Here is a 17,863-nt window from a genome sequence, read left to right on the forward strand (position 1 = left end):
GGAGATCGCGGTCAGCGCTGCGGCCGCAGTCCGGCCAGGATGATCGCGACGAGCCGGTGCACGGCGGCGGGTGAGTCGAGTCCTTCGGCCGCGGTGACCGCATGCAGCACGTACCAGGTCAGCTCATCGGCGGTGGCGTCGTCGCGGACCTCGCCCACCCCCGCCGCGTCGGTGAGCAGGTCGCGGACGAACGCGTGCAAATGTTGCTGCGCGCGGGCCACGTGGTCGCCGCGGTGCAGCCCCGCCGCGATCGCACCGGTGTGGTGATGCGCGAGGATCTGCGCGTACGCCTCGAGCACCGCCGCCAGGCGGGCGCCGGGGCCGGCGGTGCGGTCGCGGACCTCGGCGAGATGGTGCAGGTGGCCGGCGATCTGGCGCTCGTGCCAGGCGGTGAGGATGGCGTCGACGTCGGGGAAGTACTTGTACAGCGTGGCTCGCCCGATCCCGGTGCGCTCGGCGATCTTCGACATGGTCACCGCCGCGAGCCCGGATTCGGCCACCACTGCCGCGGCGGCGTCCATGGTCGCCTCCCGCACCGCCTGGCGATGCGAGGCGATGGTCTCGTTCCACAGCTTCGGCACCCTCGAAGTATACGCAACGCCGCGCTATCGACAACATGCCTTGGTATGTGACAGTGTGTATCGCAAAAGTTGTCTTGTGTATGAGGGAGCTACCGCCGATGACCGATCCCACTCCCACCCCGCCGCCGCCCCCGCACCGCGGAGCCGGCGGCAGCCCCGAGCACCGGACGCCGCGCTGGGTGAAGGTGGTCGGCATCGTCGTCGGCCTGCTGCTCGTTCTGGTCGTCGCCGTGATGCTGTTCGGTGGCGGCAACCACGGTCCGGGCCGGCACATGTCCGCCCCCGCCACCGTGGTGCACCCGGCGACCGGCTTCGACGCCGGCCGCACCCTGCCGGGGGCGCTGACCGGGCCGATCGCACTGTGACGATGTCGCCGACGGTGCGCACGCTCGCGCGGACCGTGCACATCGGGGCCTCGGCGGGCTGGCTCGGTGCCATCGTCACGTACCTGGTGGTGGCCGCGGCCACGCTGATCAGCTCCGATCCGGACCAGGTGCGCGGGGGCTATCAGGTGATGGCGATGCTCGCCGACGCGGTGCTGCTGCCGTTGGCGCTGGCCTCGCTGGTCACCGGGTTGATCTGCTCGCTCGGCACAGCGTGGGGCTTGCTGCGCCATTACTGGGTGCTGTTCAAGCTGCTGCTGAACCTGGCCGCCACCGTGGTCCTGGTGCTCTACACCCGCTCGATCGAGTACGCCGCGGCCGTCGCGGCGCAGCCGAGCTGGTCGCAGGCCGACCGGGATCTGCTGCGGGACCCGACCCACCTCGTGCATGCCACCGCCGCCCTGGTCGTGGTGCTCGCCGCGCTGGTGCTGGCGGTGTACAAGCCGCGCGGGATGACCGCATACGGGCACCGGAAGGCGCTGCGGAACCGGGCGGCGGCCAGTACGTCGACATAAAGTCGCGCCCTGCTCGAGACCGGGGGCGGTTACTCTGCGCGGGTTTCGAGTAATGCCTTGAGGTTTCGGAGGTTGGCGGCGAAGTCTCTGCGCAGGCTTGCGGCGACCACCCGGTCAGCGAGGGCGAACAGTCCCTTCTGCTCCATCCGCATGTGGCAGCTGAGCCGGGTTCCCTCGGCGGTCTCCTCGGTCCGGTACGTCACCTCGAAGCGGCTCGGTCCGGACGCACCGGTGAACGTGATCTCCGCGTTCGGCTCGTAGCGGGCGTATTCGTTGATCAGGTCCAGCTTCCGACCCAGAAACTTGCGGACGACAACATGTTTGGTGCCCACCCCGGGTGGTCCGTCGGTGATCCGGCGGACCTGCTCGAGTCCGTTCTGCCAGCGGGGTGCGTTGGTCTGGTCGGCAATGAAGGCGAAGACCTCGCCGATGGGGCGTTCGATGACGATGCTGCCCTCGACGTCGATCATCGGTGACCACCGTCCCTTTCCACCGCTGTTGTGCGTTACCTGCAGGAGGTCTGTCGCCGATTGTCCCTCCGGCGGCCGAAACCGAGACAGTGCAGCCAGATCAGTCGAGTCCGACGATGGAGGCGCCGCGCTTGGCCAGCCACTTGACGGGGTCCACGATCTCCCCGTCCGGGTCTTCGATTTCGAAGTGCAGGTGCGGGCCGGTGGAATTGCCGCGGTTGCCGACGGTGGCGATCTGCTGTCCGGCCTTGACCCGCTCCCCCACCTCGACCAGGTTTTCGTTGTTGTGGCCGTAGGTGGTGATGGTGCCGTCATCGTGCCGGATCCGGACCCACAGCCCGAAACCTTGGGCGGGGCCGGCGTCGATGACTTCACCGTCGGCGACGGCGACGATCGGTGCGCCGAGGGTGTTGGCGATGTCGATGCCTTCGTGGCCGCGTCCATCCCCCATGGTGGCGGTGACGGTTCCCGCGCTGGGTGCCACGAATTCCTTGGTTCCGGGGCGATTCCAGGTGCGCGGCTGCTGCGGAGCCGCCGCGCCGCCCTCGGTCTCGTCAGCACCGGTCTCGTCAGCACCGGTCGCGTCAGCACCGGTCGCGTCAGCACCGGTCGCGTCAGCACCGGTCTCGTCAGCACCGGTCGCGTCACCGGTCGCGTCGTCGGCGGTCCCGTCGGTGTCGGTGCCGTCGTGGGTGTGGGATCCGCCGGTGTCCGCCTCGGGTGAAGGGGCCTCGGTGTCCTCGGCGCCCTCGGGGTCGGGGTGCTCGCTCTGCGGACCGGCGGCGGCCTCGGCCTCACCGGTTTCGGCACCGGTGCCGGTGGTCTGCTCCTCGTCCGGGTTCGGAGCGGTGGCCTCGGCGAGCGCCGAGTCGGGTGCCGCCGCAGCCTCGGCCGGGTCGGTGGCGTGGTCGAAGGTGCCAGGACCGGAGGATTCGGAGACGTCGCCGAGTTCGAGTGCGGCGAGCAACCTCGGCGCGATGCCGCCGTCGACGGCGCCGAGTTCATCGGCGCAGGCGCCGAGCACCTCGGCGGCGGCGGACCCGGCGGCGAAACCGCTCAGGCATCCGGCGAGCAGGTGCTGGGCCTCGAACGTGTCGGCGAGCGAGCCGTTGGCCTCGGCGTTCCGCAGGCTGGCGGCCGCGATGTTCGCGACGGTCTGCCAACGACTGGGATCGACCACCACCACGTCCGGCTGTGCCGCGTCGGCGACCATGGTGACCGCGTCGGCCAGCGCCGCGGCGAGCGCGGACGACGAATCCGCGTGGCCGGGATGGGCGGCCGAGGCGGGCGGGGCCGTAAGGACCACCATCGCCGCCGCCGTGGAGGCACCCAGGCACAGGGTGGGCAGTCTTCTCGTACAGGCGGTCAGCGTCGCTGAGGTGATACCGCGCATCGCAAGTCCCTTCTGAGCAGTCACACCGGGGTTTCGGCGGTGAACCAAAAACATGGACCGGCGCGACAAAGTCAAGACGACACGCCGTAACGCTAATACACTTTCTTCACTTCTGTGCCGCTATTCACTTGTTTCCCACGGTTCCCACCAGGGTCAGACGGGGAGGACGACGGCAGTGACGAACTCGTCCCGAATCCAGGCGACGAACACATCCCAGGCGCCGGTGAGCAAGGCGAGCCCGACGACCACGAGGGTCAGGCCCCCCAGGATCTGGAGGATGCGCGGGTGCCGCAGCCAGCAGGGTGACCCCGCGCGCGGCGGTGGCGCCCTCGGTGCCGGCGGCCACCGACAGCACCCCGGCGAGGGCGGGACCCAGGCATGGGGACCAGCCCAGCCCGGATATTGCCCCGTGCGACCCGGGAGGAGCACATCGCCCGGCTGATGCGGGAGGCCTTCCACTCCGTCGGCAGGTCCGATGTGGTCTTGACGGTGCGTGCCGTGCTCGCCTGAGGGAGACGGTCGGTAGTGCCGACACCGCATTCGAGATGGTGGGAGTCGCCGTAGCCGCGGCGGTGGTGTCGGTCACCGCGTGAATCGGTTGCCGACTTGCTGTGGGTCTGGCGCGTTTGCGCACGCGAACCCACGGTCACGCGAACCGGGCCCGCCTCATCGGTCGTCGGGTGCGCGGCATCGATGCCGTGGTCATCGACAATCCCGAGCGCGCCGCCTACTGCGCCGCCGGGCGACCGCACGCCGTGGTGATCACCACCGCCGCCCTCGCCGCACTCGATGACCGGCAGGTCCAGGCGGTCCTCGCCCACGAACGCGCCCATCTGGCCGGGCACCACGCGCAGATACTCGCCGTCCTGCGTGTGCTCGCCGCCTCCATGCCCGGCATCACCTTGTTCACCGCCGGTGCGGTGGAGGTCGGCCGCCTGCTGGAGATGTGCGCGGACGACTCCGCCGCCCGCGTGCACGGCTCGCGTGCCGGCTCTCGGGACTGCTCGCGTTATGCGCTCCGGCCCAGGTTCCCGACGGGGCCCTCGGCGCCGGCAATATCGCCCTGCTGGACCGGGCCGGGCGACTGGCGTCACCGCCGCGGCGGGCCGCGAAGGTGCGGGTATGCCTGCTGACGGCGGCGGTGGTGGCCGTGCTGATCGCCGCCCCGATCGCCCTGGCCGTGCTCGAGGTGACCGGAACCATGTGGTGCCTGCCGACGGCCTGGTGACCAGCGGGGATTGACACCGCACAACCCGCGCCCCCGACTATCTGGACCGACGCCCCGGTCACGGCTGCTACAGTCGGGAAATTGTGACGGCCCTTGCGATACGCCCCCCGCGTATGCGGACAGTCATAGCTGTCGTCGCTGTCCTGTATTTGCTCGCCTACACGATCGCCCAGTGCGGCATCTTCCTCGCCCACGGTCACGAGGGCGACGACGTCCACGTCTCCTCCTCGTCCACGACCTCGCTGCCGGCCGAGGAATCCGCTCCCGGGCACGCGCACATCGATGACGGATCAGCCCACGTGGCGCACGAGGCGCACAGCGTCGTGGCCATGCCCCGCTCCGACAATCCGCTGCGCCCGCTGACCGTCGCCGCGGTCGTCGCGATTGCCCTGGCCGTGGTGCTGGTGCTGATGTCGGTGCCGCTGACCCCGCGGGCGCCGCCGGATCTACCCATTCCCATCCGGCGCGGCCGGACCGTCTTGAACGAACTCTGTATCAACAGGTGCTGATCAGCAGCCCGCAGGCCATCTGAGGACCTTTGTCCTCGTGGCCCAGCTCGTGCTGCCCATCACTCACTTACTGCCGTCGTCGCAGTCAGATACAGGGATTACTCATCATGAACAGTGCTGTTCCCTCCACCCTCGTTCCGCCGTCCGCCGGCCACCTGCTGACCACCGCCGGCCGTTGCCCGCAACCGAGCACCATGGTCGGCAACACTCCCGTCCTGTGGATCGGGGAACCGTTCGCCGACACCGGCCGGGGCTTCTGGGCGAAGCTCGAAGGCTCCAACCCCGGCGGGATGAAGGACCGCCCCGCCCTGCACATGGTCGAGAAGGCCAAGGCGCGCGGCGACCTCGCACCCGGGGCGATGATCATCGAATCCACCAGCGGAACCCTCGGGTTGGGTCTGGCCCTGGCCGGGATCACCCATCACCATCCCGTCACCCTGGTCACCGACCCCGGCCTGGAGCCGATCGTGCACAACATGCTCGCCGCCTACGGCGCCCACGTCGAGTTGGTCACCACACCGCATCCCACCGGCGGCTGGCAACAGGCCCGGCGGGAGAAGGTCCGCGAACTCCTGGGCGCCCATCCGGGGTCGTGGTGCCCGGATCAGTACACCAACCCGGACAACGTCGACGCGTACGAGTCACTCGCCCAAGAACTGATCGCCCAGCTCGGCCGCGTCGACACCCTGGTCTGCTCGGTGGGCACCGGCGGACACTCCGCCGGCGTCGCCCGCGTGCTGCGCCAGTTCTGCCCCGACCTGAAACTGGTCGGCGTCGACACCGTCGGATCGACCATCTTCGGGCAACCCGCCAGTACCCGGCTCATGCGCGGGCTGGGCTCGAGCATCTACCCCGACAACATCGACTACCCCGCCTTCGACGAGGTGCACTGGGTGGCCCCCCACGAAGCGGTCTGGTCCTGCCGGACCCTGGCGGCCACGCACCACGCCAGCGGCGGCTGGAGTGTCGGTGCCGTCGCCCTGACGGCGGGCTGGATCGCCCGCACCAGCCCGCCGGAGACCCGGGTCGCGGCCATCTTCCCCGACGGCCCGCAGCGCTACTTCGACACCATCTACAACGACGACTACTGCGCCGAGCACGGCCTGCTCGACGCCAACCCGCCCACCGAACCGGCGACCATCGACCACCCGACCGACCACGTCGTCCAGTCCTGGACCCGGTGCGCCACCGTGGTCGACCCCACCGAGAGCGTTTCATGAAGAACCTTCTGACCCAGTTCCGCAGCTTCGACCGGCCCAGCCAGGTGCTGATGGTCAACCAGTTCTCCATCAACGTGGGCTTTTACATGCTGATGCCGTATCTGGCCGGGTACCTGGCCGGTCCGCTGGGACTGGCGGCGTGGGCGGTCGGGCTGGTGCTGGGCATGCGGAACTTCTCCCAGCAGGGGATGTTCCTGCTCGGCGGCACCCTCGCCGACCGGCTCGGGTACAAACCGCTCATCGTCGCCGGTTGCCTGCTGCGGGTCGCCGGTTTCGTCCTGCTCGCGGCCGTGGAATCGTTGCCGGCGATCCTGCTGGCCTCGGTGGCCACCGGGTTCGCCGGGGCGCTGTTCAACCCGGCCGTGCGGGCCTATCTGGCCGCCGATGCCGGGCCCAGGCGGGTCGAGGCGTTCGCCACCTTCAATGTCTTCTATCAGGCCGGCATTCTGCTGGGCCCGCTGATCGGGCTCGCCCTGACCACCCTCGATTTCCGGGTCACCTCGCTGGCGGCGGCCGCGGTCTTCGCCGTGCTGACGATCGTGCAGATCTGGGCGCTGCCCGCGCATCGGGCCGAGACGGCCGCGGCCAAGACGTCGGTGCTCGAGGACTGGCGGGTGGTGGTGGCCAACCGGCCCTTCGTCCTGTTCGCACTGGCGATGATCGGGTCCTACGTGCTCTCGTTCCAGATCTATCTGGCGCTGCCCCTGCAGGCGGCGGTGGTGGTCGGTGACGACCGGTCCGACACCGCGCTGGTGACCTCGCTGTTCGTGGTGTCGGGGGTGGTGGCGATCGCCGGGCAGCTGCGGATCACCTCGTGGTTCTCCCGCCGGTGGGGTTCGGGACGCAGCCTGGTCGTCGGGATGGCGGTCATGGCGCTGGCCTTCCTGCCGCTGATCCTGCTGCCCAGCCCGGCCGCCCTCGGCGGGTGGGCCGCCGCCGGTGCCCTGGTGCTGACCGCCGCCCTGTTGGCCGTCGGCACGGCGGCGGTGTTTCCGTTCGAGATGGACACCGTTGTCGCCCTGTCCGGCGGCAGGCTGGTCGCCACCCACTACGGCTTCTACAACACGGTCGTCGGGGTCGGCATCCTGCTCGGCAACCTGGGCACCGGCGCCGTCTTCGGGATCCTGCGCGACGCTGATCTGGGGGCGCTGATCTGGGTTGCCCTGACCGGCGTCGGGGCGGTGTGCGTGACCGCCCTGTATCTGCTCGACCGATCCGACCGGCTCTCCCCACCCCCGGCCGAAACCGCGGTGCCCGAGGACGACGAGGTACCGGCCGCCCGCTAGGTCGCCGAACTCAACGCGCTGGTCAGACCCCCACCCCACCCCATCTACTATGCAACTACGTAGATTGGGGTGGGGTTCTCGGCCGCCGCGCCGTCCGCGCTCGAACAGGAGTTGTGCATGATCGAACAGTTTCCCGGCGCCGCCCGCCTATCGCGTCGGAACTTCCTGGCGCTGGCCGGCCTGGGGGCGGTGGCGGCTGCGGGCGCGTGCAGCAGGGGTGGTGGCGCCGGACAGGCGCCCACCGCCGTCGGTCCCGATTCGGCAGCCGTGAGGACGGCCGAACAGGTCCGGCGAGCCAATATCGGGACCGGAAACACGGTCACGGCATCGCTGAAAGCCGGCCCGACCCGGATCGACCTGGGCGGTGTCCAGGTCGACACCTGGGCCTACAACGACCGGATACCCGGCCGGGAAATCCGGCTGCGCCGCGGGGATCTGCTCCGCGCCGAACTGACCAACGACCTGCCGGCCGAGTCCACCATCCACTGGCACGGCCTCGCGCTGCGCAACGACATGGACGGGGTACCCGGGCTGACCCAGCCCGCCATCGCCCCCAACAACCCGTTCACCTACGAATTCCTCGCCCCCGACGCCGGAACCCACTGGCTCCATCCCCATGTCGGGATGCAATTGGACCGGGGCCTCTACGCCCCGGTCATCGTCGAAGATCCCGCCGAGGGCGCCGACTACGACCTCGAGGCCGTCCTGGTCCTCGACGACTGGCTCGACGGGGTGGCCGGACGCACCCCCGACCAGCAACTGGACACCCTGCGCCGGGACGGGATGCCGATGAGCGGCATGGGAATGGACCACGGCGGCATGTCCGGCATGACCGGCATGGGCGCCGCGACCGATCCCGCCAACCCGCTCGGCGACGACACCGGGGACGTGGACTACCCCTACTACCTGATCAACGGCACCCTCGGCGCCGACCCGTTCACGGTGCGGGCCCGCCCCGGGCAACGCGTGCGATTGCGGATCATCAACGCCGGGGCGGACACCCCGTTCCGCCTCGCGGTCGGGGGCCATCAACTGACCGTCACCCACAGCGACGGATATCCGGTGCAGCCGGTCACCGGATCGTCGCTGCTGATCGGCATGGGCGAACGCTTCGATGCGATCGTCACGCTCGGCGACGGGGTCTTCCCCATCGTCGCCGCCGCCGAGGGCAAGCAGGGCCAGGGGTTCGCCGTGATCCGCACCGGCGCCGGTGGACGACTCGACCCGGCCATCCGGCCTGCCGAGCTCGACGCACCCCCGATCACCGGCCTGGCGCTGCGCTCGCGTGAGGAGGTCCGGCTCGACCGCCGGGGCCCGGACCGGGCGCACGACCTGATGCTGGGCATGGACATGTCCGGGTACCGGTGGACGATCAACGGCGCCACCTACGACCAGCACACCCCACTCGACGTCACCGAGGGACAGCGAGTGCGGTTGCGGTTCGTCAACCAGACCATGATGTTTCACCCCATGCACCTGCACGGGCACACCTTCCAGCTCGTCGACGGCCAGGACACCGGTCCCCGCAAGGACACCACATTGGTGCTACCGAACCAGACCGTCGAGGTGGACCTCGACGCGGACAACCCGGGCCAGTGGCTGGTGCACTGCCACAACCTGTACCACGGTGAGGCCGGGATGATGACCACCCTGTCCTACACCGAATAACCTCCGCCGCAACGTCTTCCGATCACCATCCGGGGCGGAAAGCTTCGCTGCGACCCTCCCCGATTCTCATCCCCCGAGCACAGAACGAGACCCCATGCCTGTCAATCGGATCGCCCGCACCCTGCTGCCCACCGGGATCGCAGCCCTGCTCGTCCTCGCCGGCTGCTCCTCGGAAGCCGACGAGACCACGAAACCGGACGCCTCCGTGCCGACGGTGGATTTGCGTTCCGAACTGACCCATCTGCACGGACTGCACGTCAGCGACGACGGCACCGTGCTGGCCGGCACCCACACCGGCATCTTCACCATCGACGCCTCCGGTGCGACGTCCCGCGTCGGCGCCTCCGACGACGACTTCATGGGCCTGACCGGCGTCCCGAACACCGACACCGTCTACGCCTCCGGACACCCCAGCGCGTCCAGTTCCGCCGCGAACCCGCTGGGGCTGCGCAGCAGCACCGACGGCGGCACCAGCTGGGTGGACCGCTCCCTGGCGGGAGAAGTCGATTTTCATACCCTGACCACGGACGGACGCGTCCTCGTCGGGTTCGACGGCACCGACGGGCTGCTCGTCTCGACCGACGGCGGCACCACCTGGGCACCGGGCGCGTCGCTGGTCGCCGCCGCGCTGGCGATCACCAACTCCGGGGTGTGGGCGGTGACCCCGGCGGGTCTGGAACACAGCAACACCGGTGCCCGCGCGTTCTCGCCCGTGCCGGGCGCCCCGCGCCTGGTGATGATCGCCGGCGCCGGCGATGCCCTGTGGGGAATCGACGAGGACGGGTATGCCTGGCGCAGCCGAGAAGGGCAGGACTGGCAGAAACGCTCCCGTGTCGGCACCGTCGACGCGATGACCGCAGCCAACTACGACACCGCCTACGCCGCCACCCCCCAGGCGCTCTACACCCTGAACTGACCGCCATGTCCACCCTCGCCCGCCCGCTGATCCGTAGCACGGCGATGGAATGCGGCGCCGGGCCCGGCCCGATCGTCTCGGGTTACCGCCTGGAGCGAGCAGATGATGAAGGGTGTCGGTCCCCCGCAACAGGCCCGTCAGGGCTTCTCACAGGCGCCGGGTCGGTAACATCATGGCTGTGAAACCGCTGGGGGCGACGCCGACGATGCAGCAACTGCTGCGGGTGGCCGCCGTCATAGCGGTGCTGTTCGGTGTCCTGCTCATGCATTCTTCCCTACTGCTCGACCACACCGGCGGGCACGCCACCGAATCGGCGCACGATTCCGGTGCGCACGCACCTTCCCACTCCCATGAGGCGGCCGCGGAGCCGGTGGCCCTCGCCGCCCTTCCCGCCGCGCTGGCCGGGACGGGGTGCGAGGGGGGCGACTGCACCGACCACTCCGGCCTGCATCTGTGCATGGCCGTGGTGACGATCGCCGCAGCGTTGGTCATCGCCCGGTGGTACGCCACCGCCGCCGCCGGCGAGCTCACCGTCCACGGTCTGCGGGCGCTGCTACCCATCCGGGCCGGCCGGGCGCCGCCGTGGACCACTCCGACCCTCGCGGAACTGTCGGTATTGCGGGTGTGACAGGTGACCCACTTGAAGTGGGGCACCCTCGCGGGCGTGCGTTCTCCACGCCTGCTTCACCTTTCACACACGACCTTTCGAGGAGCCCTATCCATGTGGTCACCACGTTCCCCCCGTGCCAAGTTCGTCCTGTCCGCCGCGGCCGTGTCCGGAGTCCTGGTACTCGCCGGCTGCAGCGACAACAGCGGCGGCCATGACATGTCCCAGATGTCGAACAACACCCCCAGCACGTCGAGCTCGTCCACCACGGTGGAGACGGTCGCCTTCAACACCGCCGACGTGACGTTCCTGCAGTTGATGTACCCCCACCACGCCCAGGCCGTCGAGATGACGAACCTGGTCGAGGGCCGCAGCACCAACCCGCAGGTCCTCGACCTGGCCAAGAATATTGCGGCAGCCCAGGGCCCGGAAATGGAACAGATGGCGGCGCTGCTCGAAAAGTGGGGCAAGGCCGTCCCGTCCACAAATGCCAGCGGCGGCATGAGCGGGATGAACCACGGCGGCGCGAGCGGCATGACCGAGGGCGGGGGCATGAGCGGGATGATGACGCTCGAGCAGATGGCCGACCTGACCGGCAAGGGTGGCGCAGACTTCGACACCGCCTGGCTGAACATGATGATCGAACACCACACCGGTGCCATCGAGATGGCTCAGACCGAGCTTGCGGACGGCGGCAACGCCGACGCCAAGCAACTGGCCACCGCCGTCGTCGGTGCCCAGCAGGCGGAAATCACCACCATGACGGCACTGCTGCCACAGGGCTGATTCCACCAGGGTGGGGCCGCATCTCCTCGCGGTCCCACCCTCCTCCCCCGCCTCACACAGATGGCGCGCACCCCAACTTTTTTTCTCTGCCAACAGCTTCGCTGCCGCCCCGTCGGTATGGAGGAACTCATGCACACCCACCCATCACGCCGGCCTCCGATCCTGATCGCCCTGGCGATCCTGATCGCGATGCTGGCCGCGTGCGCCCCATCCGGTACCGGGTCTTCCTCGTCGAGTGGCGGGTCGGGGCCGTCCGCCCCCGCTGATCCCGACCCCGCGATCACCGTGACCCCCGCCGACGGGGCCGACACGGTCAACCCCGCGGATCGGGTGTCGGTGGAAACCACCGGCGGCACCCTCGAATCGGTCACGATGACCAACAACGAGGGCAAGGTCGTCGAGGGCATCTTCACCCCCGACCGCATCGCCTGGAAACCCAGTTTGCCACTGGGATACGGCAAGACGTACACCATCGCGGCCACCGCAATCCACGACGACGGCACCCGCACCGACCGGACCAGCACCTTCTCCACCGTGCAACCGGGAAACCTCACCAAACCGACGTTCGTCACCTCCGGCGGCAACCTCCTCACCGACGGCGGCACCTTCGGCATCGGCATCGTCGTCGTCACCCATTTCGACGAGCCGATCACCGACCGTCCCGCCGCCGAGAAGACCCTGACTGTAGAAACTTCGCCGCCGGTCGCCGGCTCCTGGTACTGGGCGGACGATCAGAACGTGCACTGGCGCCCCCAGAACTACTACACACCCGGCACGACAGTGACCGCCCGCGCGAATGTCTACGGCGTCGACCTCGGTGGCGGACTGTTCGGTCAGGAGGACGCAGCCACGTCGTTCACCATCGGAGACGCGCACATCTCCATCGCCGACGACACCACCAAACAGATCACCGTCACCAACAACGGTGACCTCGTGCGGACCATGCCCACCTCGATGGGCATGGGAGGCAGCGAAACCATCAACGGCCAAACCCTGACATTCTGGACCCAGCGCGGCATCTACACCGTCCTGGACAAGGCCAACCCCGTGATCATGGATTCCTCCACCTACGGGCTCCCGGTCAATTCCCGCCTCGGGTACAAGGAAACGATCAACTACGCCACCCGCATCAGCAACGACGGCATCTACCTCCACGAACTCGCCGACACCATCTGGGCACAGGGCAACACCAACGTCTCCCACGGCTGCCTGAACCTCAGCCCCGACAACGCCCGCTGGTTCTACGACTTCTCCGTCCCCGGCGACATCGTCGAGGTCCGCAACACCGGCGGGGAGCCACTCCAGCAGTGGCAGAACGGCGACTGGTCCGTGCCCTGGGATCAGTGGCTGGCCGGAAGCGCGCTGGCGTGACCCCTCCGACGTGGCACCCGCGAACCTACACCGGATACGCCGCCGCGGTGGCCGGCTCGGACGGTGAGCGCCCACCGCGTGAGGGTGCCCGCCCGAGCGCCCCCGCCGACGACATCTACCCCAGACCCCCACGTCGCGGGCCCTGGCGGGTGCCGCTGATCCTGCGCGACCGCCGAGTCCTCGCCACCGTGGCCGTGCTGGCCGTGCTGGCTGTGGCCGCCGCCCTCGTCCCCCGCCCGTCGATCCCGCAGGTGCGGGACTGGGCGGAGTCGATGGGGCCGGGGTTCGTGCTGGTGTTCTTCCTGGCCCAGGCGGTGTTGACGATCACCCCGGTGCCGCGAACGGTGTTCACCCTCAGCGCCGGACTGTTGTTCGGTCCCGCCGCCGGGGTCGTCGTCGCGATCGCCGCCACGACGGTCGCCGCCGTGCTGGCGTTGCTGTTGGTGCGGGCGCTCGGCCGCGCGGCGGTGCAGGCCCGGCTGACGCACCCGGCGGTCCAGGTCATCGATGCCCGCCTCGCCCGGCGGGGATGGCTGGCGGTCGGGTCCCTGCGCCTGATCGCACCGGCACCGTTTGCACTGGTGAACTATTGCTCCGGGCTCTCAGCGGTGCGCCCGCTGCCGTACACCGTGGCGACTGTGGTGGGAATCCTGCCGGGCACCATCGGGGTGGTGCTGCTCGGTGACGCGTTGACCGGGCAGACGAATCCGACACTGATTGTGGTGACGATGATCTGCATCGCAGTGGGGGTGGCGGGATTGCTGGTCGACACCCGCCTGCCCGTGTAGCCGGCCGCGGTCACACCGTAGGCGGTCGGCACAGAGCCGCACGAGCTGCAACCCCGTTAGCGCAAAGTGACAGCTATCACATCATTGACTTTCAGGGTATCCATTACATTCACTTAGGGTGCCCTCGTGCAGGCAGGCTAACCATCCTCGATCGGTCAGTGGAGCTCACCCCCGTGGTGGTCCTGAACTGGCCGCGCAAGGACCACAATGCGCCGCGTGCGGGGGCCCGGCGACCAACGACAAGGACATCACTTCCGTGGCTTCTTCCACCATGCGCCGCCTGGCCGGCGCCGGCACCATCGCCGGACTCTCCGCGCTCGCGCTGATCGCAAACCCCGCCATAGGTTCCGCAGCGATCACCGGCTCGGCGACCGTGACCGCGAACGCAGGTGCGGGCACCATCACCACCTCGATCACCGGGCTGAACACCACCAAGCCCTTCGTCAAGTGCGAAGGCACCGTCTACCGCGCCGACGCCACGGTTCTCGACTCCACGACGAAAGTGGGCCAGAGCTTCCTCGTGACGGGTCCGACCATGGGGGCCGGTCAGGTGCTGACCAACGCGTCCGGCGTCGGCACCTCGGCCGTCTTCCCCGACGGCGAATACCAGGTGCGCACCAAGTGCAAGGAGGAGGGCGACGTCGCCTACCAGGACCCGATCGCCCCGGTGCGGGTCACTGTCACCTCGACTGCCACGGGCGGTGGCGGCCTGGACTTCGGTCTCGACGGCCTCCTCGACCTGCTCAGCGGATTCGGCAGCTGACAGCCGGAGCGGCGGTGGCTGACGTCTCATACGTGGCCACCGCCACCCACGCTGCCCGAGGCGGTGCCATGAGCAGCGGCACAACATCAAGTCGAGCCGAGTTCGGTAGCACGTCGCCCGGCCCGCCCAGCGATGTGAGAATCGCCGTCATCGGCGCCGGATTCTCCGGGCTGGGCATGGCGATCCGGCTCAAACAGGCCGGTGTCGAAGATTTCGTCGTCCTCGAGCGCGGCGACGCTGCAGGCGGGACCTGGCACTACAACACCTACCCCGGCTGTGGCTGCGACATGCCCTCGCACCTGTACTCGTTTTCCTTCGCACCCAACCCCAACTGGAGCCGCACCTACTCGACGCAGCCGGAGATCGGCAGCTATCTGCGTGACTGCGTGCGACGCTTCGAGATTGAACGGCACATCGTTTTCGGCTGTGAGATCACCGGCGCAACTTGGGACGACGCGCAGCATCGGTGGAATATCAACACCACCCGGGGTGCGGTGTCCGCGCCGCTGCTGATCGCGGCGACCGGGCCCCTGACCGAACCCCCAGGTGCCGGTGCTGCCCGGACTGGAAACCTTCGCAGGCGTCACCTTCCACTCCGCACGGTGGAATCACGACCACGACCTGACCGGCGAGAGGGTGGCATCCATCGGCACCGGAGCCTCGGCCATCCAGTACGTGCCCGCCATCACGCCGCGGGTGCAACAACTGTATATTATTACGGCACAGCATGATCGAGTGCGGCAATCCCCACTCCCGGCGCAGGAGGCGGTTGTATCCGCCAGAGCTTCTGCGGGACACCGAAGAACCCGACCACACCGCCAACACTGCAGCAAGCCGATCCCGGCCCGTTGCTGCCGGCGTTTCACATGCTGTCGAAGATGGCCTACTCGGGTAAACCCGCCAGCTGCGCCCAAGATTATGGATCGTCGCCGGTCTGTGTCATACCGCACCCGTTGCCAAACCCGGGTGCCGCCGACGCGCATGACGCTGCGGCGTGACCGTGCACGGCTCCCGTACCTGTTCGAGCGGGACGTCGCGGCTATGGAGCCCATCGTCGAACCGGGCCGAGGAGAGACCACGAACCTCGTCGAGGCTTTCCATGAACCGCACCGGCGGCTTGTAGTGGGGCGAATCGGATCCGCGCCTCGATCCAGACGTGCTGACATCGTGGCCTGTTTCCGAGAGCCCTTGTAGATGCGCTCGGTAGCCGGCTCGGCGCCGCGAGCGAGCACGGTGCGCAGCACCCCCTGTCCCTGGCGGTAGTGGATGACCATGGTGGCTTCTCCGCCAGGTGACACGCGCCAACTCATCGCCACCACCCGACGGAAGCCGTCATCGGCTCCGCGAATGCCTCCAACAGCGCACCTCCAGTACCTGATGCGAGTGGCACGTCGGCGCGGTCCTGGGCGTCGAAGCCGGGTACGTCACGGCCCCAGAGGCTCAAACGGACCAAGGTCAGCACCAACAAGGCGACGAGTACGAGATGAGCTCGAGTCGATCGCACGGCCGCATCACCGAATTGCATGTACCCGATTTGGCCGGTCCGCGACCTCGCAGCGGCCCGCACCGGGCCGGCATCAACGGCACCGCCGGGTCCGCGGGGACCGGACCCCGGTCGCACAAATAACGTCGCACAAGTAACACGGTGTGCATCAGACCCGGGATGGTTCACCACAGCCCTCGCAGGCTGGGCACGAGGCGAACTGTGCCAGCGGCGACGCCCGGATTCGGATCCCTCCCGCGGTCACGTTGATGGAATCGATCGCGACACCTGCCAGGTGCGGAAGCAGTACTCGCAGGTCACAGCAGCTCTGAGAACACCAGCAAGATCATCTCCTGCACACTCCACGTCTTCTCGGAGTGTCACGCGGACGTCGAACCGTCACGAAAAGTGAGCCAGAACCATTCTTAGGCCATCGTCGCCCGGATGAGGAACCACTCCACCGAATCCGCTACCGAGTCCGCCGTCCTTCGCGGACAGAGCATCCCAGCGGCCGCCGATCAGACACCTCCCCTTCATCCTCGGCCCATCCCGTCTCGAGGAATCCTCGCCTCAGCACCGCGTTGGCGCGGGCTCCCCCCGGAATCGCGCCGCGATGAACTCGTACGCATCCGGGAAACCCACCACCGCAGTGGTCATGTGCTCGGAGATGTCGTACGGCACGAACGTCAGCTTCGCCCCGCCCGCGCAGTACCGGCGCGCCACCTCCGCCACCGAATCGAACGGAGTGAGCCCATCGAGCGTGCCGTGCCACATATACACCGGCGCCGTCGGCACCCCCTCGAAATATCGGAGACTGTTCTCCCGCAACACCTGCCGCGCCGCCGAACTCGCCATCAGACTGGTCGATGCCGCCAGCTGCCCAGCGTTCCGGAACGCACCGTGGAACAGCAGGAACCGCCGGCACTCATTGCTCATCCATTCCCGCAACCACAGACCGGTCTCATTGAGCTGCGACGACACCGGCAACCGGGTCGGGTACTCCCGCTCGAGACCGATCGCCGCCGCGAAGGCCAGCCCGAACCCCGGGTGCGGGTTGAAGCCCAGCCCCTCGGCCATCTGTTCGAGATCCGCCGGCACGCCGCCCTGCACCACCGCGGCCAGCTTCAGCTCCGGCGCATAGGTCGGCGCGAGCGCCGCCGCCCACGCGCTCGCCATTCCCCCACCCGAATAGCCCGCCAAAGCCACGGGACTGTTCGCCAGGCCCAATTCGGCTACCCGCTGCACCGCACGGACACTGTCCAACGTGATCATGCCGCCGAGCTTGGCCGCACCGTACGCACCGGTCGGGCCGAGGTGATCGGGCACCGAGACCGCCCACCCCCGCTGCAAACCCAGCAACATCCCGGGCGATTCCTGCATCTCCAGGTTGAACAGCGCCCGCGACGGCGCACACTTGGTTCCCAACGAGTTGACGATCGCCTGATACGACACCAACGGTGGATTCGCAACACCCCGGGGAAGGAGCACCGTCGTGACCGCCAGAATGGGATTGCCGGCCGAATTCGTCGACCGGAACGCGATCTGCCAACCGTCCGAGTTGGCGTACATCCACGTGTCGATCCGCCGAGTCCGCACCACATCACCCGGCGGCTTGGCCCCGAGGTCGGCGGGAGCAAGATAGAACGGATCCGGGTCCGGCCACGGGTAGAGCGGTTCCGCGCTCGCCGGCACCGGAACTGCAATTGCGAGGAAAATGACACCGAGAACCGCCGCCATCAACCCCCTGAAACCTCGCCGCATCAAGTCCTGCTCCCTCTGCGCCCTCTCGTCAGGACGCGGTGACTGTATCCGAGCCGACAGACGCTCCGTTACGGGTGCGATCCTGACAGACATCACCGATCAGTCCCGTGGACGAACCCCCCAGAACCTTGGTTT

At 68.6% G+C, this 17,863-nt stretch carries 20 protein-coding genes and 1 pseudogene; 15 read left to right on the forward strand and 6 right to left on the reverse strand.

What is annotated here, in order from left to right; translation table 11 throughout:
• Positions 1-11: 11 nt before the first annotated feature.
• Complete coding sequence (locus tag GFS60_RS37215; RefSeq protein ID WP_159929630.1) at positions 12-581, reverse strand: TetR/AcrR family transcriptional regulator; 570 nt, start codon at positions 579-581, stop codon at positions 12-14.
• Positions 582-679: 98 nt separating this feature from the next.
• Here GFS60_RS37215 and GFS60_RS37220 point away from each other — a divergent pair, with 98 nt between their 5' ends.
• Together GFS60_RS37220 and GFS60_RS37225 are read left to right on the forward strand one after the other, a co-directional pair.
• Positions 680-946, forward strand: coding sequence for a hypothetical protein (locus tag GFS60_RS37220; RefSeq protein WP_236603749.1), 267 nt, complete (start codon positions 680-682; stop codon positions 944-946).
• Positions 943-1,479: a DUF2269 domain-containing protein gene (locus GFS60_RS37225; RefSeq protein ID WP_128644055.1), complete on the forward strand. Its 537-nt coding sequence runs from the start codon at positions 943-945 to the stop codon at positions 1,477-1,479. The genes GFS60_RS37220 and GFS60_RS37225 overlap by 4 nt, the downstream gene beginning before the upstream one ends.
• Before the next feature lie 29 nt (positions 1,480-1,508).
• On the opposite strand, the gene GFS60_RS37230 is transcribed toward GFS60_RS37225, so the two are convergent.
• The 3 genes and pseudogenes from GFS60_RS37230 to GFS60_RS37240 form a co-directional block, all read right to left on the reverse strand.
• Entirely contained in the window at positions 1,509-1,949 is a 441-nt protein-coding gene (locus tag GFS60_RS37230; protein ID WP_054246316.1) for an SRPBCC family protein, read from the reverse strand.
• Positions 1,950-2,049: 100 nt separating this feature from the next.
• Positions 2,050-3,342: a M23 family metallopeptidase gene (locus GFS60_RS37235; protein WP_159929632.1), complete on the reverse strand. Its 1,293-nt coding sequence runs from the start codon at positions 3,340-3,342 to the stop codon at positions 2,050-2,052.
• A gap of 153 nt (positions 3,343-3,495) precedes the next feature.
• Positions 3,496-3,751: pseudogene (locus tag GFS60_RS37240) on the reverse strand (cytochrome c biogenesis protein CcdA); the annotation flags it as partial.
• Between GFS60_RS37240 and GFS60_RS40080 the strand changes: the two are divergent.
• The 13 genes from GFS60_RS40080 to GFS60_RS39790 all read left to right on the forward strand — a co-directional run bounded on the left by GFS60_RS40080 (position 3,721) and on the right by GFS60_RS39790 (position 15,215).
• Complete coding sequence (locus tag GFS60_RS40080) at positions 3,721-3,852, forward strand: hypothetical protein (RefSeq protein WP_268962686.1); 132 nt, start codon at positions 3,721-3,723, stop codon at positions 3,850-3,852. The pseudogene GFS60_RS37240 and the gene GFS60_RS40080 overlap by 31 nt on opposite strands.
• A gap of 116 nt (positions 3,853-3,968) precedes the next feature.
• On the forward strand, positions 3,969-4,475 hold the full coding sequence (locus GFS60_RS37250) for a M56 family metallopeptidase (protein ID WP_236603750.1): 507 nt from the start codon (positions 3,969-3,971) through the stop codon (positions 4,473-4,475).
• Between the two features lie 208 nt (positions 4,476-4,683).
• Complete coding sequence (locus GFS60_RS37255; RefSeq protein ID WP_159929634.1) at positions 4,684-5,079, forward strand: hypothetical protein; 396 nt, start codon at positions 4,684-4,686, stop codon at positions 5,077-5,079.
• Positions 5,080-5,186: 107 nt separating this feature from the next.
• The gene (locus GFS60_RS37260) at positions 5,187-6,299 is read left to right on the forward strand and encodes a PLP-dependent cysteine synthase family protein (protein WP_159929636.1); all 1,113 of its coding nucleotides are present in this window, start codon (positions 5,187-5,189) and stop codon (positions 6,297-6,299) included.
• Entirely contained in the window at positions 6,296-7,585 is a 1,290-nt protein-coding gene (locus tag GFS60_RS37265) for an MFS transporter (protein WP_159929638.1), read from the forward strand. Before GFS60_RS37260 ends, GFS60_RS37265 begins: the two co-directional genes overlap by 4 nt.
• Before the next feature lie 117 nt (positions 7,586-7,702).
• Entirely contained in the window at positions 7,703-9,253 is a 1,551-nt protein-coding gene (locus tag GFS60_RS37270) for a multicopper oxidase family protein (protein WP_159929640.1), read from the forward strand.
• Positions 9,254-9,347: 94 nt separating this feature from the next.
• Positions 9,348-10,169, forward strand: a complete 822-nt coding sequence (locus GFS60_RS37275) for a F510_1955 family glycosylhydrolase (RefSeq protein WP_159929642.1) — start codon at positions 9,348-9,350, stop codon at positions 10,167-10,169.
• A gap of 172 nt (positions 10,170-10,341) precedes the next feature.
• Positions 10,342-10,797, forward strand: coding sequence for a DUF6153 family protein (locus tag GFS60_RS37280; RefSeq protein ID WP_159929644.1), 456 nt, complete (start codon positions 10,342-10,344; stop codon positions 10,795-10,797).
• Positions 10,798-10,890: 93 nt separating this feature from the next.
• On the forward strand, positions 10,891-11,562 hold the full coding sequence (locus tag GFS60_RS37285; RefSeq protein WP_159929646.1) for a DUF305 domain-containing protein: 672 nt from the start codon (positions 10,891-10,893) through the stop codon (positions 11,560-11,562).
• 129 nt (positions 11,563-11,691) lie between these two features.
• The gene (locus tag GFS60_RS37290; protein WP_159929648.1) at positions 11,692-12,933 is read left to right on the forward strand and encodes a L,D-transpeptidase; all 1,242 of its coding nucleotides are present in this window, start codon (positions 11,692-11,694) and stop codon (positions 12,931-12,933) included.
• 149 nt (positions 12,934-13,082) lie between these two features.
• On the forward strand, positions 13,083-13,721 hold the full coding sequence (locus GFS60_RS37295; RefSeq protein WP_159929958.1) for a TVP38/TMEM64 family protein: 639 nt from the start codon (positions 13,083-13,085) through the stop codon (positions 13,719-13,721).
• A 256-nt stretch (positions 13,722-13,977) separates the two neighbouring features.
• Positions 13,978-14,484: a hypothetical protein gene (locus GFS60_RS37300; protein WP_159929650.1), complete on the forward strand. Its 507-nt coding sequence runs from the start codon at positions 13,978-13,980 to the stop codon at positions 14,482-14,484.
• 14 nt (positions 14,485-14,498) lie between these two features.
• On the forward strand, positions 14,499-15,215 hold the full coding sequence (locus GFS60_RS39790; RefSeq protein ID WP_236603751.1) for a flavin-containing monooxygenase: 717 nt from the start codon (positions 14,499-14,501) through the stop codon (positions 15,213-15,215).
• Between the two features lie 575 nt (positions 15,216-15,790).
• Here GFS60_RS39790 and GFS60_RS37310 read toward each other — a convergent pair.
• Both GFS60_RS37310 and GFS60_RS37315 read right to left on the reverse strand, forming a co-directional pair.
• Complete coding sequence (locus GFS60_RS37310) at positions 15,791-16,009, reverse strand: hypothetical protein (RefSeq protein ID WP_159929652.1); 219 nt, start codon at positions 16,007-16,009, stop codon at positions 15,791-15,793.
• 528 nt (positions 16,010-16,537) lie between these two features.
• Complete coding sequence (locus GFS60_RS37315) at positions 16,538-17,704, reverse strand: alpha/beta fold hydrolase (protein WP_159929654.1); 1,167 nt, start codon at positions 17,702-17,704, stop codon at positions 16,538-16,540.
• Between the last annotated feature and the right edge of the window lie 159 nt (positions 17,705-17,863).

The organism is Rhodococcus sp. WAY2 (assembly GCF_009859915.1).
GTDB lineage: Bacteria > Actinomycetota > Actinomycetes > Mycobacteriales > Mycobacteriaceae > Rhodococcus_F > Rhodococcus_F oxybenzonivorans.

Excerpts from the sequence above, each read along its gene's own strand:
- GFS60_RS37260 (WP_159929636.1), top strand. The coding sequence starts at position 5,187 with ATGAACAGTGCTGTTCCCTCCACCCTCGTTCCGCCGTCCGCCGGCCAC.
- GFS60_RS37220 (WP_236603749.1), top strand. The coding sequence starts at position 680 with ATGACCGATCCCACTCCCACCCCGCCGCCGCCCCCGCACCGCGGAGCC.
- GFS60_RS37310 (WP_159929652.1), bottom strand. The coding sequence starts at position 16,009 with ATGCAATTCGGTGATGCGGCCGTGCGATCGACTCGAGCTCATCTCGTA.
- GFS60_RS37270 (WP_159929640.1), top strand. The coding sequence starts at position 7,703 with ATGATCGAACAGTTTCCCGGCGCCGCCCGCCTATCGCGTCGGAACTTC.
- GFS60_RS37235 (WP_159929632.1), bottom strand. The coding sequence starts at position 3,342 with ATGCGCGGTATCACCTCAGCGACGCTGACCGCCTGTACGAGAAGACTG.
- GFS60_RS37255 (WP_159929634.1), top strand. The coding sequence starts at position 4,684 with ATGCGGACAGTCATAGCTGTCGTCGCTGTCCTGTATTTGCTCGCCTAC.
- GFS60_RS37280 (WP_159929644.1), top strand. The coding sequence starts at position 10,342 with ATGGCTGTGAAACCGCTGGGGGCGACGCCGACGATGCAGCAACTGCTG.
- GFS60_RS37265 (WP_159929638.1), top strand. The coding sequence starts at position 6,296 with ATGAAGAACCTTCTGACCCAGTTCCGCAGCTTCGACCGGCCCAGCCAG.
- GFS60_RS40080 (WP_268962686.1), top strand. The coding sequence starts at position 3,721 with ATGGGGACCAGCCCAGCCCGGATATTGCCCCGTGCGACCCGGGAGGAG.
- GFS60_RS37285 (WP_159929646.1), top strand. The coding sequence starts at position 10,891 with ATGTGGTCACCACGTTCCCCCCGTGCCAAGTTCGTCCTGTCCGCCGCG.
- GFS60_RS37275 (WP_159929642.1), top strand. The coding sequence starts at position 9,348 with ATGCCTGTCAATCGGATCGCCCGCACCCTGCTGCCCACCGGGATCGCA.
- GFS60_RS37290 (WP_159929648.1), top strand. The coding sequence starts at position 11,692 with ATGCACACCCACCCATCACGCCGGCCTCCGATCCTGATCGCCCTGGCG.
- GFS60_RS37315 (WP_159929654.1), bottom strand. The coding sequence starts at position 17,704 with ATGGCGGCGGTTCTCGGTGTCATTTTCCTCGCAATTGCAGTTCCGGTG.
- GFS60_RS37230 (WP_054246316.1), bottom strand. The coding sequence starts at position 1,949 with ATGATCGACGTCGAGGGCAGCATCGTCATCGAACGCCCCATCGGCGAG.